At 67.9% G+C, this 18,389-nt stretch carries 11 protein-coding genes and 1 pseudogene; 2 read left to right on the top strand and 10 right to left on the bottom strand.

What is annotated here, in order from left to right; all coding sequences use genetic code 11:
- Positions 1-2 precede the first annotated feature (2 nt).
- Complete coding sequence (locus OG978_RS05970) at positions 3-3,257, bottom strand: non-ribosomal peptide synthetase (protein WP_326764179.1); 3,255 nt, start codon at positions 3,255-3,257, stop codon at positions 3-5.
- A 63-nt stretch (positions 3,258-3,320) separates the two neighbouring features.
- A complete protein-coding gene (locus OG978_RS05965; protein WP_326764178.1) occupies positions 3,321-5,849 on the bottom strand; it encodes a Pls/PosA family non-ribosomal peptide synthetase in 2,529 nt (842 codons plus the stop codon).
- A gap of 255 nt (positions 5,850-6,104) precedes the next feature.
- On the opposite strand from OG978_RS05965, the gene OG978_RS05960 reads away from it, so the two are divergent.
- The gene (locus tag OG978_RS05960; protein WP_326764177.1) at positions 6,105-6,272 is read left to right on the top strand and encodes a hypothetical protein; all 168 of its coding nucleotides are present in this window, start codon (positions 6,105-6,107) and stop codon (positions 6,270-6,272) included.
- A gap of 424 nt (positions 6,273-6,696) precedes the next feature.
- Here OG978_RS05960 and OG978_RS05955 read toward each other — a convergent pair.
- From OG978_RS05955 to OG978_RS05920, 8 genes and pseudogenes are all read right to left on the bottom strand, one after another.
- Positions 6,697-6,912: pseudogene (locus OG978_RS05955) on the bottom strand (IS701 family transposase); the annotation flags it as partial.
- 171 nt (positions 6,913-7,083) lie between these two features.
- Entirely contained in the window at positions 7,084-7,950 is an 867-nt protein-coding gene (locus OG978_RS05950) for an NAD-dependent epimerase/dehydratase family protein (protein WP_326764176.1), read from the bottom strand.
- 26 nt (positions 7,951-7,976) lie between these two features.
- The gene (locus OG978_RS05945) at positions 7,977-10,199 is read right to left on the bottom strand and encodes an FAD-dependent oxidoreductase (protein ID WP_326764175.1); all 2,223 of its coding nucleotides are present in this window, start codon (positions 10,197-10,199) and stop codon (positions 7,977-7,979) included.
- Between the two features lie 12 nt (positions 10,200-10,211).
- Positions 10,212-12,503 (bottom strand): hypothetical protein, encoded by a 2,292-nt coding sequence (locus OG978_RS05940; protein WP_326764174.1) that lies wholly within the window; start codon positions 12,501-12,503, stop codon positions 10,212-10,214.
- Positions 12,504-12,607: 104 nt separating this feature from the next.
- The gene (locus OG978_RS05935; protein WP_326764173.1) at positions 12,608-13,486 is read right to left on the bottom strand and encodes a carbohydrate ABC transporter permease; all 879 of its coding nucleotides are present in this window, start codon (positions 13,484-13,486) and stop codon (positions 12,608-12,610) included.
- On the bottom strand, positions 13,483-14,433 hold the full coding sequence (locus OG978_RS05930; protein WP_326764172.1) for a carbohydrate ABC transporter permease: 951 nt from the start codon (positions 14,431-14,433) through the stop codon (positions 13,483-13,485). Before OG978_RS05930 ends, OG978_RS05935 begins: the two co-directional genes overlap by 4 nt.
- Positions 14,434-14,440: 7 nt before the next feature.
- Positions 14,441-15,781, bottom strand: coding sequence for an ABC transporter substrate-binding protein (locus OG978_RS05925; RefSeq protein ID WP_326764171.1), 1,341 nt, complete (start codon positions 15,779-15,781; stop codon positions 14,441-14,443).
- Positions 15,782-15,900: 119 nt separating this feature from the next.
- Positions 15,901-16,902 (bottom strand): LacI family DNA-binding transcriptional regulator, encoded by a 1,002-nt coding sequence (locus OG978_RS05920; protein WP_326764170.1) that lies wholly within the window; start codon positions 16,900-16,902, stop codon positions 15,901-15,903.
- Positions 16,903-17,137: 235 nt separating this feature from the next.
- On the opposite strand from OG978_RS05920, the gene OG978_RS05915 reads away from it, so the two are divergent.
- Positions 17,138-18,280, top strand: a complete 1,143-nt coding sequence (locus tag OG978_RS05915; protein ID WP_326764169.1) for a mandelate racemase/muconate lactonizing enzyme family protein — start codon at positions 17,138-17,140, stop codon at positions 18,278-18,280.
- Positions 18,281-18,389: the final 109 nt, after the last annotated feature.

Raw genomic sequence — 18,389 nt, 5'->3', positions numbered from 1 at the left:
ACTCAGGAAGAAGCGAACAATTCGGTGGCCTGCAGCACGGCCTTTGCTGCCTCGGCCGGACGGGTACGCAGGAAGTAGTGGCCGCCGTCGGCGAGCTCGTGCAGGTCTACCTGTCCGGCCAGAAGCTGCCAGTCGCGGTACCGGCGCGGGTACTCCGCCGTGCTCGGGTCGTCCGCGGCAACGACCACGGTGACCGGCGCGGACAGCTTCTGCGCGGGCGGGTGCTCCAGGGCGTCGGTGAAGTAGTGGTGAGCGGACACGCAGTCGTGCCGGTAGGCGGCGCCGACGTGCTCGGCGTGCTGCGCACCCAGCTCACCGAGTGCGGTGCAGCCGCCGTCCGTGCTCAGGTGCGCGGCGATCTCGGCGTTGCTCCGCCCGGTCAGCTCGGCGATGGTGGCGCGCCGGTCGTCGGCGTCACCGAGCAGTTGCGCGCCGAGGAACACCCGTTGGACGTCCACCCCGCGCTCCCGCAGCATTCTGGCCGTCTCCAAGGCCAACGCGGTGCCCGAGGAGTGGCCCCACAGCAGGACCCTGGTCAGGCCACGCCCGGTGATCTCGTCGACGACCTGCTCGACCACCTGTGTCATCGGAGCGAGCGGCTCGCTCTCGGCGGCCATGTCGTGACCGGGCAGCTCGACGGCGTAGACCGCCGGTCCACCGTCCGGCAGCGCCTTGGCCATCGGCTGGAAGTTCACCGCGTTGCCGCCGGCGTAGGGGAAGCACACCAGGGCTGCGGTCTGCGCACCGTCCGATTCCGACAGCGGCTGAAGCAGCCCGGCACGCCGCTCGGACCTGCCGTCGACCAGCCGGGCCAGATCGGCGAGGATCGGGTGACGGGTGACGTCCTTGAGGGACACCGCACGGTCCAGGACGATGGCCAGCTTTACTGCCGACAGCGACGTGCCGCCCCGGTCGAAGAAGTGGTCCCGCCGTCCGATCTGGTTCTGCGGGATGCCGAGCACCTTCGCCCATGCGGCCGCCAACTGGTGTTCGGTCGGCGTATCCGGCGCGCGGTAGTCGTCCCGGACGACATCGAGTTCTCCGGCGAGTGCCTGCAGAGTCCTTCTGTCGATTTTGCTGTTGGCCGTCAGCGGCAGAGTCTCCCGCCAGTGAAAGGCCGACGGGACCATGTACGCGGGCAGTGACCCACCCAGCCGGTCCAGCATGACGTCGACCTCGAGCGGCCGCCGACCGGAGTAGAACGCCACCAGGTGCTTGCTCTGGTCGGCCCGCTCGGCGACCACGACCGCACCGTCGCGAACGCCGGGCACCTGCAACAGGGTGTTCTCGATCTCGCCGATCTCGATCCGGAAGCCACGGATCTTCACCTGGGTGTCGCGGCGGCCGAGGAACTCCAGCTTTCCCTCGGGCGTCCAGCGGCCGTAGTCGCCGCCCCGGTAGAGCCGGGCGCCCTCACGGTATGGATCGGCCAGGTAGGCCTGCCGGGTGCGCTCGGGGTCGTTGACGTATCCGCGGCCGACGCAGACGCCGGAGAAGACGATCAGACCGGGGGCTCCGAGCGGCACCGGGACCAGGTGCTCGTCGACGACGTAGACGTGCACGTTGTTGACCGCGGGACCCAGCAGCACCCGGTCTCCGTCGGGCACGCGGTCCATGACCTCGTGGTTGGTGTCGTCCGAGGTCTCGGTCAGCCCGTAGGCGTTGACCAGCTTGATCCCGGGCTGGGCGGCGAACCAGCGCTGCACGAGCTCCTTCTTCAACGCCTCGCCCGTGACCGACACGCACCGCAGGTCCGGCAGCTCGCGGGGGTGCTGCTTCAGCCAGGACACGACCACGTCCAGGTAGGAGGGTACGACCTGGAGGACGGCGACCCGGCCGTCGACGATCTTGTCGACGAACCGCTGGACGTTCAGGATCACCTCCTGCTCCACCAGCAGGGTCCGCCCCCCGACCAGGAGCCCGGACACCAGCTGCCACAGCGAGATGTCGAAGCATTGGGGTGCGGTCTGGGCGACCACCTGTCCCTCGCCGATCTCCAGGTCGTCGATCTTGGCGTACAGGTGGTTCAGCATGCCCGCGTGCTCGCACATCGCGCCCTTGGGCTCACCTGTGGAGCCGGAGGTGAAGTAGATGTAGGCGAGCTGGTCCGGTGCGACGTGGAGGTCCAGATCACCGTCGGCATGGTCTTCCTCGTAGGCTGCGCCGACGAAGAGCTTCCGGACCCCGGGCAGTGAGTCGAGGGCCTGGTCGAGCGTGGAGGTGCTGCCCGGTTCGGTCAGCACGAGCCCGCATGCGGCACGGGAGAGCATGGTCGCGAGACGGTCGGCCGGGAAATGTGGCTCGATGGGCAGGTACACGCCGCCGGCCTTGAAGACCGCGAGGACGGCGACCATCCAGTCCAGGTTGCGCTCGGTCACCACCGCGACGACACCCTCGGGGCGCAGCCCCCGCGCCAGCAGTGCTCGTCCCACCCGGTTGGCGCGCGCGTTGAGTTCCCGGTACGTCAGTTGCAGCTCCCCATGCACCGCGGCGACGGCGTCCGGGTGTGACGCCACCCGCTGCTCGAACAGTTCGTGGAATCGGCGGTCCGGCAGTTCCCGGTGTGGACCGGCGAGTTCTTCGAGCTGGAAGTGGAGTTCCTCGGCGGAGAGCAGGCTCTGTCGCCCGTGCTCGGCGTCCGGATCGGTGGCGATCAGCGCGAGTGCGGTGAGGTGGTATCCGGCGATCCTGACGGCGCAGTCCTCGTCGAGCGCGTCGGTCCGATACCGCAGCCGCAACACAAGGTGGTCGCCGCGTTGCGAAAACCCCACCCACAGCATGGTGTTACCGGCGACTTCGCCGCCTATTCCATGCGGATCGAACACGGCCTCGATCGACGGCTCGGCCAGGCGCAGTTCGCGCCTGAGCTCATCGACCGGGAAGTCCGCGTGCGACAGCAAATCCGACGCGGCTCGATGGGCATCCAGCAGCAGCGTCCGCCACGAGTCGGGCTCGGTCGTCAGCCGGCAGAGCAGCGGCCGGCCGCCCTCCGCACTGACATATCCGGTCGTGACCTCGTGCTCGCCGGACAGCGCGGCGATCACCTTGGCGTGCGCTGCCAGCAGCACCGAGTCGAGCGGCACCGCCAGGCCCTTGGCCAGCCGGCCCAACGCCGCCACGACGTCGTCCGGGACCGGCGCCTCGTGTTCCCCGACGCCGTTCACCGGATCGAGCGTCCACCGCGGGGTTTCGGTGAATCCACCGGCGACGAGCACATCGCGCCAGAATTCCCGGTCGGCCTGCGCTTGCATTCCCATCTGGCCGTCTCTCTCCATTAGCCTTCGATACCGTGCTGTTCCGCGCTGACAGGGGCGGAGCTGCTATCCCTTCCGCGTCAGCGCCTCGGGCTGATTGGGGGCGTCTCGCATCTCCGCGGCGGGGTTTCCTCCCCAGCGTGCGTGCTGGGGGACTTCTTCGCCTTTCATGAGGAAGGAGTCGGGGGCGAGTACCGCGCCGTCGCCCATCGTCACGCCGTAGTGGACGTGGGCTCCCACACCGAGGGTGCAGCCGGGGGCGATGGTGCTGCGATCGGACTTGAAGGTGCCGTCCTCCTGCGAGTGGCACTGGATCTTGCTTCCGGCATTGAGCGTGCAGTCGCTCCCGATGGTGGTGAGCGTCCGCTCCGTCAAATAGCAGCCGTCATCGAAGACCCTGCTGCCGATCCGAACCCCCAGCATCCGCCAGATCACGTTCTTGAAAGGGGTGCCGTTGAAGATGTTGAGGTAGGTATCGGGCACCTTCCAGAGGCGCTCGTGCCACCAGAAGTAGGGGTCGTAGATTGAGCACACCTTCGGTTGCAGCGCGCGGAATGCCGCGATGCCGCGCTCCACCAGTACGAAGTAGACAGCGGTGAACCCGAGGCTGAACACCAGGAACGCGGCGATCAGTACGTTCCCGTAGCTGTCGTACAGCTCGGCATTCGCCAGGCCGAACATCGTGAGCACGAAGAAGTGCAGCCACCGCACGAGCAGGAAGAAGGCCATCGAGCGGATGTTGTAGCGGTTCTTCGCAGCGAGGCTGCGGCGCAACTCGTCGCCGGTGCGAAGATGGTCGAACCGGGAATCGCGCTCGACCGACCGGGGAATCTCGAAGCACGGCGAGCCGAGCAGGCCCACCCCCTCGCGCACCTCGCCTTCGAGCGGAACCATCACCTTCGTCGCGAGGAGACAGTTCTCGCCTGTCCTGGCCCCCGAGGGATAGGCGATGTTGTTCCCGAGGAAGTTGTATGACCCGATCGAGGCCCGGGACACCCGGAAGGACGTGCTCGAATAGTCGGCGTTGATGATGGAGAGCCCGTCGGCGACCATTGTCCCGCTCCCGACTGAGCACAGAAACGGGGTCTCGTGTTGCACTTCCGTGCCGAAGTTCGACCCGGTCTGCTCGACTCGGGACAAGTCGTATCCGATGCCGCGCAGGTAGTGGACGATGTAGGAGCTGTCACCGAACAGCCATGTGAAGAACTTGATGTTGGTCATGCGCCCGATCGCCCGGTGCGTCGAGTAATGAAACCCGTACAGCGGATAGACCTTGTCCGGCTTGACGACCAGGTTCAGCAGGCGCGGAACGGTGAACATCACGACCAGGCCCACGACTACGAAGCCGAAGAACAGCAGCAGGGAAAGGACCAGCGCGTCGATGTAGAGATACGGCGATGCGAGCTCCACCGTGCCCGGACCCAGCCGGTTGTGCAGCGCCGGGACCAAGGTCACCAGCATGTACACGCCCCCGACAGCCAGTGGCACGTAGAGGAAGAGCAACTGAAGCACGGTGATGAGGCCGAAGCCGGCCCGGCGCAGGGTGCCGCATGTGGCCGGCCCGATCCGCAGGTAGTCGTGCTGCGTGAGCTGTGCCGGGGACCCGTGCCAGCGCTGACCGCCCGGGACCGCCTGGCCGCTGTACAGCGTGGACGTGTGGCCGAGTTGAGCCCCGTCGCCCATCGACGTGCCGATGTCGAGCACGGTCTTCTCGCCGATGAACACGTCCCGGCCGAGGGTGACCCGGCCGGTCTGGATACGGCCGGCGTGCGCCCGGTAGCAGAGGAAGAACGAGTCTTTGCGGATCACCGTGCCGGCGCCGACCGTGAGCAGGTCGGGGCAGACCGGAACGTTGCGGGAGAGGATCGTGACCCCTTTGCCGATCCGTGCGCCCAGCGCCCGCAGGTACAGCACGTACAAGGGATTGCCGACGAAGAAGATCATCGGGTTGGCGTGGATCAGCACCTTGACGGTCCAGAAGCGCAGATAGGTCAGACCCCAGACCGGAAACTCGCGTGATTTCCAACGGCCGATGAGGAGCCATTTGGCCGCGATGGGGAAGGTGCACAGACCGACGAAGCCGACGCCTCCGAAGACGAACGACCGCAGGTAGACATCGATCACACCCGACCCGGCGGAGACCCATGCATATCCTCGGTCGGCAACAAGTCCGGCGAGGAAGGAGTATCCCAGGAAAAGCAGGAACTGCAGGGTTCCGCAGAGGACGTACCGCACCGTGCGGACCGGGGTCACCACCTCGGTCGGCGCCGGGACCGACGGCTCGACGGGCGCGGCATTCGCGAGGCCCGTCGCCAGGCTGCGGATCGTCGGGTGCCGGTAGATGTCCTTCATCGACGCCGAGGGAAGGTCCGCCCGCTTTCTGACTCGTGCGCAGAAATGGGCCATTACCAATGAGTTGGCGCCGAGGTCATCAAAGAAATGGCCGTCGATCGACACCCGTTCGACACACATGACGTCAGCCAGCACCTCGGCGAGGTTCTTCTCGATGCCGGTCTCCGGGCTGGTGTTCTTGCGTATGCCGATTGCGGATTCATTCGGCCCGGGCGTCAAGACGTCGAAGGATTTCTCCTCCATGCGAGCTCCTTGAGGAACTTTCGAGTGTCGCCGCCATTACGGCCGGCGCCCCGTACCCGCGCTTTTCGATGGCCGGAGCGAGTGGTCCGGAAATCGCGAGGACGGGATCTGTTGTCCGGATCCCGAACCGCTGCCTCAGTCTTAGCTGCCCACCGTCGTGCTGCCACTCGAACTCGGTCGCATTGGTGCGGCAGTGGCTCCCCCGGTTCACCCCTTGTCCACGATTTTGCCCGGTGGGACGGCGATGAGCTGCACATGCGTCTCGACGTACTGCATGCGAGTGGTGCGTGCCTGATCCGGGAGGAGCCGCGCCGGGTCGCGGGCGGTGACGACATCCGGGGGATCGCAGCTGTGAGGCGGCGGAGCGACATCCGCGCGCTTCTCAGCGGTGGCGCGGTGGGACGCGCGGCCGCAACCATCTGACGTCACTCGATCAAGCGAGGTACACCCGCGCCCGCAGCGTGATCCTGGTCATGCTCCGAGATCATTCACCCGCTGGTGTGAGAGTGCGGCTGACGTATCACGCAGCGAGCGTGCAGGGCGGACTCGGTACACGTCGCACACGCCGCTGACTTCGTGCTCAGCGGCCCCGGAGCGGGCGGACACTGCAGACGCCTGGTCATCACGGCCCCCGGACAGTGGGCGAAGCACCCACTGTCCGGCCTGCTACCGGCCCGGACCGCCGGGCAGAGCATCCAGGTCCCGTTCCCCTACTACGCCACGTTCCTGTCCGGAGCACAGGACCACACCAATCGTCTGATCGGGGATGCCATGCGGCAGCGGGGGAGACCTTCAGGGGCCACCGATGAGGGCTCGGTGCTCCAGCTGTAGATCGTGATCTCCAGGTCTGGGACGCGGCTTGTCGGCGGTAATGGCCGACTCGTGATCGAGCCTGGTGGCGGCGTCGCCAGGCGGACCGTGCGAGCCGGTGGGCCAGGCCGTGAACGGGTCGGACAGCGACGCCGATGAACAGACGCTGGATCTCGTTGCAGGACAGCGGGATGAGGTTGTCCGGCCCAGGGCGGCGGGCGTGTTCGTCGGCGCGGACGACGTCGACGCTCGCCACCATGGTGTCCGGGGTTCCGTACGTCATCGGCGCGGAATTCGCGCACCCCGACCGTCCCGGCTTACGACGACTGGTGGAGTCGTCGCGTATGCCACTCGGTACCTCACTCGGCCTCGGGGAACGTCCTGTTCTCTCCCGTTCTGCGGCGGCTCGACGGCCGTCGTGATCTCAACTCGGGGCAGCCGCTCCGCGACCGAGGAGATTCCGAGCCGTGAATCCGAGCAGCCTGCGCGCGGCCGAGGTGTCGACCGGCGCCGCGCGACCCGGCAGCGGGTGCCGCAGCACGGTGGTGGGGTGGTAGCGGCGCAGCAGTTCCTCCGTCAGGTACGGCACGATGATCTCGGGGGCGCAGAGGTGTACCGCGTGCGCCGCACGGCCGGGTACGTCCAAGGCCAGCAGCGCTGCCCTCGCCGCGTCGTGGACCTCGAGGTACGTCCACAGGTCCCTTGCCCCCGCGGCCGGGTCGGCCGTGAGCCGGGCGGCGTGCGCGTGCAGCCGTTCCTCGAATCCGCCCACGTACGGATAGCGCAGGCACACCACGCTCATCCCGTGCCGCCGCGCCATCATCTGCGCTGTCAGCTCGTCGACCTGTTTGGAGAGGCCATAAGGGTCGGCCACCTGGGAGGCCATCGCCTCATCGACCGGTGCGTACGGCGGATGCGGATCCTCAACGTCCGTCCAGGGCAGGCCCGTGACACCCCAGGAGCTCGCCACCGCCGCATGCCGGATCCCGGCCCGGCCGGCCTCCTCCAGGACGGTGAAGGTGGAGAGGCTGTTGCCCGCGAAGACCTCAAGCGCGGTGTTGCGCGCGGGAGTCGGGATCGCCGCCAGATGGATGACCGCGTCGGCGCCCTCCAGAGCCGCCTGCACGGTCTTCGCATCGGCGGCGTCACCGGTCACGACCAGGCGCGCCGCGAGATCGCCGGGATCATCGAGGACCAGGGCGTTCGCCTCGATCCCGCGCTCGGCGAGCAGCGCGAGGACCGCTCGCCCGATCCGCCCGGCGGCCCCGGTGACCATCGCTCTGACGACCATCCAGTCACTCCCCTGCGTCGGTTCTTCTACTCGTAGGCGCGCACGGCGACGACGTGCGCCGACGCCGCCCCGTTGGTGGCTTCGACGACGACCCGGATCGCCGATGTGGTGAGCGGCTCCGCCGGCGTGTGTGCCGCGCGTCGCCGCCGATTCTGCGCCACACGGGCGATAACGCGCCAGTTGCCGTCAGCCTCCAGTGCCTCGACGCGGTAGTCGCGAAGGAGGGTGGGGAGGGTGTCGAAGGGCGTGCGGTGGTGGTGCAGGTTGATCAGGTCCTCGTTGACGTCGTCGTCGGCTATGACCTCGATCCGGCTCAGGGCGACCGGTTCGGGCCAGGTCAACTCGAGCCAGGGGGAGGGGGCGTCCGCCAGTGGTGCGGAGACCCACATGTGCGGTCCCGCGTACGGGCGGGCATAGCCGTCGGTGACCTTGGCGGGGGAGTAGGCCGCGGTCTCTCCCGCGCGGAAGCAGAATGTGCGGCGCAGCAGACCCGTGTCCGTCCACTCGCGCAGCAACTGCGGTGATTCGTCCGACGGACGCGGCGGGACGTGAGTGAAGCACAGAACGCCGGGAGTCGGTCGGTCGGAGCGGTGCAGGGCGAGGGCATCGTTGGCGCGGACGACCAGGAAGGCGTTGCGCGGGGTTTCGGGAGACCAGTCCAGGCCCGTCTTGAGCCACTGACGGGCACCGGCGGTGACGGGAAGGGTGGTGGAGCTGACGAGGCGGCGCGGGACGTAGTTCTGGCCGAGTTCGGTGTCGTACAGATCGATCACGATCTCGGTGTCGCGGTCGGCGTCGACGAGCAGTTCCACCCCGGAGAGGTCCGGGTCCGCGGGGAGGACGAGTCCGGCGTCCGCCGTGAGCGGCCATCGCTCGTCGGGCTCCTCGACTGCCAAGCCCTTCAAGGTGGATGAGGCCGTGGCCGTCGCCCGCAGGGCCAGGTCGTCCGGGTCCGTCGAGGCGAGGCCGATGAGCGAGGCATCCTGGCGCAGCAGCGCCCTGTGCAGCTCGGGTACGGGGAGTTCGCGCGGGGTGACATCCCCGGTGGCGCAGAGTGCCGCCGCCGTGCCGGCCGCCTGGCCGATCGTGGCACAGGTCGCCATGACCCGGGTCGAGCCGAAGGCGACATGGCTGGCGGAGATGTTGCGCCCGGCGAAGAGCAGGTTCTCGGTGTTCACCGAGTAGAGGCTGCGGTACGGGATGTGGTAAATGCCGTCCGCGTAGAGCTGTCTGGCGCCTGCCTCGGTGGCGAACATGCCCTGCGGCGGATGCAGGTCGATCGACCAGCCGCCGAAGGCGACCCGGTCGGCGAACTCGGTCTGGCCGAGGATGTCGCCCTGGTGCAGGACGTAGTCGCCGAGGAAGCGCCGGTACTCCCGTTTGCCGGGGACCGAGCCCACCCACTCCAGGGTCATGTTCGCCGCGTCGAACTCGCCGGAGTTCTTGATGTGGTCCCAGATGCCGTGGATCACCGACCACAGCTCGTCGCGGATGCGTTCGTTGTCGTGGACGGTGTCGAGCTCGCCGCCGAACTCGATCCACCAGTACGCGCAGCCGTTGTCGCCCGCCTTGATGATGCGGCGCTGCGGGATGGAGGTCTGGGTGATGTCCTTGGCGAAGTTCGGCGGCACGAACTTGACGGGGTGACCGGCATCCTTCGTATAGAAGAGCAGGGTCGAGCCCAGGGTGATGTCGTCGGCCGTCTCCGGAGCCCATGCCTCGTCGTACTCGGCGCGGGATTCCCGGCCGATGCGGTGGTGGGCGCCCGCCAGGTGGCCGATCAGGCCGTCTCCTGTGCAGTCGAGGAAGAGGGAGCTCTCGAAACGTATCCGCCGCTCCGAGCCCATCATCCAGCCGGTGACCGAGGTGATCCGCCGGGCCTCGTCCGGACCTTCGGCGTCGACCTCGCGCACGTCGGTGTTGAGGTAGAGCGTGATGCCGGGCTCGGCGCGCACGGCGTCCAGGACCACGGCATCCCAGTAGTAGGGGTTCCCGTCCGGGTTGCGGAACTGGTTCTCCACGAGCAACTCGCCCATGATGCCGCCCTCACGGGCATGGTGATTCTTGCCGTGGCCGGTCGCGCCGCACACCCATACCCGGACCTCGCTGCTCGCGTTGCCACCGAGCACCGGCCTGTTGTTGATCAGCGCGACGCTCCGGCCGAGCCGGGCCGCGGCGATCGCCGCGCAGACCCCGGCCAGGCCGCCGCCGACGACGGTGATGTCGTGCCGTGCGGTTTCATTCCTCATGTCGTACGTCACTTACTTCCAGTCGGGATTGGCGGCGAGACCGTAGTAGATGCGCGGGGCACCGTCGAGGGTGAGGGTGACCTTGCCGCCGGAGGCTTTCAGGGTGCGCTCCTGGCCGATGCAGTTCAGCTCCCGCACCGTGCCCTTGACCGTCCCCGAGTGGGCGACGACCGCGGTCTTGGTCGTCCAGGTGTCGATCCAGGGCTCCGGCGACGCGTACCAAGGATCCTCGCCGTGATCGGAGTTGAGTGTGTAGCCGTCCTTGCGGCTCCAGATGATCGACACCGGTCCGCCGGGAGTGGTGAAGAGGAGCCCCTTGATGTCCTGGTCCGCGAAGGCGAGATGCCGGACGAACTCGGCCTCGTCCAGGACCCGGGCGGCGGTCGCGAAGGCGAGGAGCGAGGGCTTGGCGCTGGTGTCGCGGTTCATCAGGCCGTAGTGGTACTCGGGGTTGGCCGGGTCGGCCTCCTGGGGGTGGTGGATCGTCGAGTCGTGCAGCTGGTACCAGTTGACGGCGCGTACCTTCTCGGACTTGGCGAGAGCGAGCGTGAGCAGCGTGTTCTCGGCGGCGTGCCGGTAGGTGTCGCTCCACCACGCGTTGGGCCGGGTCGGTGCGTACGCCTCGGTGAGCCACAGCTCCTTGTCGCCGCCGTACTCCTCCAGTACCTGGTTCGCCTTGCGCAGCGCGCCGAGGAAGTTCCAGTACGAGCCGGACGACCCCAGCGTCCACTCCTCGGGCGGCGGGGCGAAGTCGGGCGTGAAGTTGCCGCGACCGGGGTGGAAGGCGAAGGCGTCGATGAGGTCCCAGCCGCCCGCGTCATGGAAGTTCTTGGTCCATACGTAGTCCATGCCGCCGAGGCCGGCGTTCATGACCTTCATCCGCGAGCCCGCCGCGTCGAGGCGCGTGGTGACCTGGCGCAGACCGTCCCGGACGTAGGCGTCGGCGCCGCGGCCCGACATCCAGGGCTGGTTGACCTCGTTGCTCACCTCGAAGTACGTGGCCTCGGCGTCCAGGGCCTTGGCGACATTCGTGTCGGCCCAGGCCGCGATCTGCTCCGGACTACCGCCCACGGGGATGCCGCTCAGCTCCACGTTGTGCCCGATGCCGTTCGCGTCCAGGGTCGCGGTGTCGATGCCCGGGGCGCCCGCGTAGGCGATGCGGATCCACTTGATGCCGAGCGTCTTGACCAGCCCGAGCACGGCGTCCTTGCCGGGCTTGAGCAACCAGGGGTAGTTGGCGAGGCCGAACATCGACTCCTTGCCCGCCCTGTACGTGAACTCCGGGAGCACGCTCAGATTCGTGCGGGCCAGCGCCTTGTCACTGCCGCTGACCGCCTCCACCTCGGTGAACACGATGTTCTGCGAGGGCGAGGTGAGCGGAAAGGAGGCGTTCCAGGCGGCGCCCGCCGCGAGGCTCCTGCAGAGAGTTCCACCGGCTATCTTCTTGCCGCCGAAGTCCCGCGCCCACCAGGTGAGGGTCACCGTCCTGGCCGCGGCGGAGCCGTTGACGACCTGTGCCTTGAGCGTCATCGTCTGCCCGGCCGCCTTGTAGAGGTTGAACGGCTGGTCGGTCCACACCTCCACGCCGAGGGGCTTCTTGGCGGCGATCGCTCCCGCACCGCGCGGCCGCAGATCACCGAGGACCAGATCGGCCTCGGTGACCGCGGTGCCCGCGCCGGTCGAGGTGCCGGGGGCGTGGACCCATGTGGCGTTCGTGTTCGCGGGGTTGGTGGACGGGAGGCAGATGAAGCCCTTCGATCCCGCCCACGTCTCCACGTACGCGCCGCCCGCGTTCACCTCGTACGGAATGCCGCCCCGGGCGTCCCGCTCCCAGACGGTCAGCGCTTCGTACGACTCCGCCGCGCTCGCCCCGTACACCGTGCGGGAGAACATGAAGCCGGCCGGTGTGAGCGTGCTGGAGCCGCCGACCTCCCACTTCATGTGTGCCTTGTGAGAGGTGACGTCGAAGGTGCCGCGCACCGTGACTCCGGACACGCCGCTCGCCATCGTGTACGTGACCTGAATCGCGGGCCGCCCGTCGGGGAGCGTGATCCGGGCAGGCGTACCGCCGAAGGTGCGCTGCTGGCCGAGCGCGGTGTCCTTGATCATGAAGTGGTTGAGCAGGATGCGGTCGGCGCCCGCACCGTCCTGCACGAGGACGCTGCCGTCGCTACGGCCGACCAGGGTGATGCCGTCGGCCTCGATGGTGACCGGGTCCGCGGCGTATGCGGGAACGGTCGGCAGCAGCGCGGCGCCGGTGGCGACGGCCGTGCCCTGGATGAATCTGCGGCGGGCGACTGACATGGAGGTGCCCTTCTCTTGGTCGGGGTGTTCCGGATGCTTCGAAGATTCCGAAGCAGAGGGTGTGGTGGGGCAGTTGATGGCTCGGCCGTCGGCTCCGGTGGAAGTCAGCCCTTGACTCCGGTGAAGCCGAGCCCGGCGACGATGTACTTCTGGCAGACGACGAAGACGAGCACCGGCGGGGCGACGGCGAGCACCATCGCGGCGATCAGCTGGTCCTGCGGAGCCTGCGTGGCGAGCTGGGCGAGAGCGACGCTGATCGGCTGCTTCTCGGGGTCGGTGATGGCCACCAGTGGCCAGATGAAGTCCTTCCAGGAGTGCATCACCGCGAGCAGACTGATCACGGCGAGCACCGGCTTGCTCATGGGCAGGACGATTTTGGTGAGCAGCTGCCAGGTACTCGCCCCGTCGACCCGCGCCGCGTCGAACAGCTCCTTCGGCAGGGCGTCGAAGAACTGCTTGGCGAGCAGCACCGTGAAGGCGTTCGTGCCGGCCGGCAGCCAGATAGCCCAGTAGGTGTCGCCCAGGTTGAGGTGGAGGAACGGCACATCGATCACGGTCATGAAGAGGCTGACCATGTTCACCGTGTACGGCACGAACATCGTGGCGAGGATCGCCCCGTAGACGACCTTGCCGAACCTCGGCCTGAGCACCGAAAGGGCGAAGCCCGCCGTGGCCGAGACGAAGAGCTGCACGAACCACGATCCGCCGACCACCAGGACGGTGTTCATCAGATAGCGGCCGACACTCAGATCGGTGTACGCCGTCGAGAAGTTGCCCAGGGCCGGCCGGTCCGGCCAGAGGGCCAGGGGCTGAGTCGTGAGCTCGGTGGGCGGCGAGACCGCGCCCTTGACCATCCAGTACAGCGGTCCGATGCCGATGAGCAGCAGCAGGATCAGGGTGAACACCTGGACGGAGCGCACTGCGGCGCGTACGCCGGGGCGTTGGCGGTCGTTGGTGGAGACGAAGGTGGTGAGCGTGGTCATGACGTGCTCCAGCTGCGGGTGGCCCGCAGATAGACCGCGGAGAGCAGGGCGAGGGCGAGCACCATCAGGAAGGAGAGCGCGGCGGCCTGGCCGTACTCGCCGTCCTGGAAGGCGTACCGGAAGATCAACAGCAGGACCGTGAGGGTGGAGTTCTCGGGTCCGCCGCCGGTGAAGACGTACGGCTCGGTGAAGACCTGCACCGTGTTGATCAGCTGAACAAGTAGCAACAAGCCGATGACAGACCGGAGTTGGGGCAGCATCACATGCCAGATCCGTCGCCAGATACCGGCGCCGTCCACCTCGGCGGCCTCATAGAGTTCGCCGGGGATGCCGACCATTGCCGCGAGGTAGATCAGGACGGCGCCGCCCATGCCCGCCCAGGTGGCCTCCAGGACCAGCGAGAGCATGGCGCTGTCGGAGGACTCCAGCCACGAGTACGGGCCGAGCCCGACTTTGCCGAGGACGTTGTTGAAGAGCCCGCTCCCGGGATCGTAGAACCACTTCCAGAGCAGGATCGCCACGACGGGCGGGATGACCACCGGCAGATACACCAGGAAGCGGTAGACGCCTGCGCCGCGCCGCACCGTCGACATGATCGCGGCCAGGATCAGTGGCGCCGGGAAGCCGATCAGCAGGCCGAGGACCACGAAGAACAGAGTGTTCCCGACGGCGGTGCCGAGCAGCGGATCGTCGAAGAGCGTACGGAAGTTGTCCAGGCCGACCCAGACCGCGGGCTCGACGAGGTTGGTCTTCTGGAAGCTGAGCAGCAGGCTGCGCACGATCGGCCACCAGGCGAAGAGCCCGAAGACCAGCAGCGCGGGGACGAGGAACAGCCAGGCCGTGAACTGTTTGCGGGCGCCGGTGCCACGCCGCCGCTGCGGCAGGGTTCGCGGCACGGGCTCCTTGGACACAGCGGCCGGGCGCCGGGACGGAGTGAGCAGGGCCATGGGCCGGCTACTTCTGGTCCGCGGCGAGCTTGGCATTGACGTCCTTCTCGGCCGAGGCCAGCAGGGCGTCGATGTCTGCGTCGCGCTTGGTGAGCACAGCCTGGACCACCGGGTCGAGCGCGGTGTACAGCTTCTGCGCCTGGTACGGCGGCTCCGGCTTCAGCTTCAGCGTGGAGAGGCCGTCGATGTACGGCTTGAAGTTCTGCAGCTTCACATTGACGTACGGCTTGATCGCGGCGTCGATCTCGGTCTGCCGCTTCTTGTCGAAGACCGGCAGCGTCGGAACGCCCACCGCGGACTTCGGGTCGGCAGAGAGCGCCTTGGCCTGCTCGGCGGCCATGTCGGTGCTGTACTGCGGCTTGGCGTAGGCGAAGGTCAGCCACTCGACGGCGGCTGCCGCATGCTTCTTGTCGGCGGACTTCGGGACCATGTAGATGTCGCCGCCGGTGAGTGTCGCGTCGCCGCCGGACTGCGGCATCGGGGCCGCTCCGAAGGCGTCGGTGTTCTCCATGCCGAACTGCATCTTCGCCAGTCGGTACGTCCCCGGGCTGCCCATGAACATGCCGACCTGCCCGGCCGCGAACTGCTTGATCACGTCGTTCTGATTGTTGAGCAGGGTCTTGCCGAGCGAATCGTCCTTCCAGCGCATGTCCTTGAGCAGCCGCAACCCCTTCTTCGTCGGCTCCCCGGTGAGCGTGGCGGTGTACTTGCCGCCCTGCTCCTTCTCCAGTTCGCCACCGAAGGCGTACGACAGCATCGTCAGCTGCCAGCCGCCCTGGTTGTCCTTGGACTCGTGGACGAAGCCCGCCTTGCCGGTACTGTCGCTGATCTTCTTGGCGGCGGTACGGACTTCCGCCCAGGTGGTCGGCGGCCTGTCGGGGTCGAGGCCGGCCTTCTCGAAGAGCTCGCGGTTGTAGACCAGGCCCTGGGCGTAAGGATTCTGCGGTACGCCGTACACGTCGCCGGCGCTGTCGGTCAGCGGCTGGAGGACCTGAGGGTTGAACTCCTTGAAGTGCTCCCACTCCTTGAGCTGCCCGGTGATCGGCTGCACCTGCTTCTGCTGGATGAGCCGCTGCGGCTCGGTCAGCGGCACCTTGATGACGTCCTCGACATTGCCGCCGGACAGCTTCGCGGAGAACGTCAGCGGGTCGAAGACCGTGGTCGAACCCTTGACCTTGATGCCCGGGTTGGCCTTCTCGAAGTCGGCCACCTGCTTCTTGAACAGGGCGAGCCCCGGCTTGTCGGTGGCCGGCGGCATGCCCTGCACCCGCAGTACGAGATCGCCGTCCCCGCCGGCGCTGCTCGGGGTGAGGGAGGAACAGCCCGCGAGGGTCGCGGTCAGCGCCATGCAGCCAAGTATGGCCGCAAAGCGGGAGTTTCTGGGCATAACGGCTCCAAGAAGGGCAGGAGTGGTCTCGGTGCGGTGTAGTGCGGTGCTTTGCTCGTTGTGGTGGTGTGCGCCGTGGATCAGTGGGCGGGTGCGGGGCCCGTCGAGGCGCGGGGGATCAGGCGGGAGCCGATCTCCACGAACGGGGAAGTGACTTCAAGTCCTTTTCCAGTGCGGCCTGTTGTGCTCGCGATCGTCTCGATCAAGAGGTCCCCCGCGCGCGTGGCGATCTCTTCGGGGTCGATCCTGATCGTGGTGAGGCTGGGGGTGGAGACGGAGGCGAGCAGCGTGTCGTCGATGCCGATGACGCTGACGTCGCGCGGCACGCTCATGCCGAGGTTGGCCATCTGGTGCAGCACGCCGAGGGCGACCAGGTCGTTGTGGGCGATCACGGCCGTCGCTTCGTGGGCGGCGACGAGGGTGGCGGCGTGCACACCCGTCTCGAACCGCGGCTCGTACGGGCCGAGCTCGGACAGGGAGAGGTCGAGCGCTTCGAAGGACTCCTGGATGGACTTGCCGCGGCTCAGCTCGGCGCGGGACGCGTTGATGAAGACGCAGCGCCGATGGCCGTACGCCTTCAACTGCTCGGCGGCCTGCGCGATGCCGGCGGACAGTGAGATCCGGACCTCGGGGATGCCCGGCACATGACGGTTCACCACCACCAGCGGCATCCGGCCCGCGAGTTCATGGAGCCGGTCCTCGGTGAGGGTGGAGGCCCACAGGATCAGGCCGTCGACCCGCTTCGATACGGCCGCGATGGCGGCCAGCTCGTCCGCCTCGCGCTCGTCGCTGTCGGCGACCAGGACCGTGTAGCCCAGGTGCCGGGCGCGGGCCTGCATCGCCTTGATGATCGGCGGGAAAAACGGGTTGGCGATGTCCGGGACGATCAGGCCGAGCGTTCCGGTGCCGCCGCCGCGCAGTGAACGGGCCGCCGGGTTGGGGGAGTAGCCGAGCTTGGCCGCGGCGTCGAGGATGCGCTGCCGCGTCGTCGGCTGCACCTGGTCGGGTGCGGTGAACGCACGGGACACCGTCGACACCGAGACGCCCGCGGCGCTCGCCACCTCCCGGATCGTTACTGCCACGAACGGCCTCCTCGTCGTCTTGAGCCGGGGGACCCCGGTCGCCTCGCATCTGGACCCTGCGAATGCGGTTGATGCTTGCGAACGTTCCCAGGGCGTGTCAAGACGTGTGTCAGGAGTATTTCATCGAGGGAAACCTTCTGCATGCACGGGTCTTGCGCTTCGGCTCGACTGCTGCCGATGATGTGTTCTCAAGAACGGCACTGAAATTGCGGGAACGTTTTCATAGAGGAGTGGAATGAAGATCACCGGCCTGGAAGTGCTGACTCTCCCCGACCACGGCGACAGCATGATGCTGGTCGTGGTCGACACCGACGAGGGCATCCACGGCCTGGGCGAGGTCGGCATCAGGTCGCGCCAACGGGCGGTCGCGGGCGGTCTCGAGCACCTCGCTGAGCTGATCGTCGGCGAGGACCCGCGACGGATCGAGCACCTCTGGCAGGTCATGTTCCGTCGCGGGTTCTTCCCCGCCGACCGCATACTCGGCGCCGCCATCGCAGCGGTGGACGTGGCCCTTTGGGACATCCGCGGCAAGGCGCTCGGCGTACCGGTGCATGAGCTCCTCGGCGGCCGGGTGCGTGATCATGTACCCGCCTATGTGCATGTCGGCGACGGCTACCACGACCGCGCGTGGTTCCTGGACCGCTGCCGCGACCTGGTCACCGAGGGCTGGCGCCATCTGCGGTTCGCCTCGCCGCACGACGCCGACGGCACGCTCGACGCCCGCCGCTGCCTGCGCGACTCGGTCGACCTCTTCCACCAGGTGCGGGATGCGGTCGGCGACGAGGTGGAGCTGATCCTCGACGTCCATACGCGCCTGGATCCGCCGGAGGCGCTGACCCTGTGCCGGGAGATCGAGGCGGCCCGCCCGTACTTCGTCGAGGACCCACTGCGCTGTGAGAACCCGGACAGCTACCGCATGCTGCGGGCCCGCACCGGCGTACCACTGGCCGCAGGTGAGCAGTACGGCTCCAAATGGGAGTTCAGGACACTCATCGAGGACGACCTCATCGATTACGCGCGCGTGGATGTCGGCGTGGCCGCGGGCCTGACCGAGGCGAAGAAGATCGCGGCGATGGCGGAGACTCACCACATCAAACTCGCCACCCACAACCCGCTCGGCCCGGTCACTGCCGCCTCCTCGCTCCAACTCAACCTGGCCTGCCCCAATGTGGCGATCCAGGAGCACCAGACCGACCCCGATCCGGCCATCGCCGCCCTCTTCACCGCGCGGCCGACGATCCTGCCGGGTCGGGTGGAGCTGAGCGAACTCCCCGGCATCGGCGTCGACATCGACCGGGAGGCGGCGCGCCGGTACCAGGCCGCGGCGGCCGAGCGCCCGCACTTGCGCACGGCGGACGGGGCGTTCACCAACTGGTAGCCGCGCAGGGCCGGTCGGCGATCGGTCCCGCCCCCGCGGAATCGAGGGCCGCGTACAACCCTTGTGTCCCATCCGGTACCGAACAGGACGCCGGACAAGGAGCGGGCCC

The sequence above is a fragment of the Streptomyces sp. NBC_01591 genome (assembly GCF_035918155.1).
Classification (GTDB): domain Bacteria; phylum Actinomycetota; class Actinomycetes; order Streptomycetales; family Streptomycetaceae; genus Streptomyces.
Note: the sequence above shows the minus strand (reverse complement) of the source record. Positions and strands in the feature narration are given on the sequence as shown.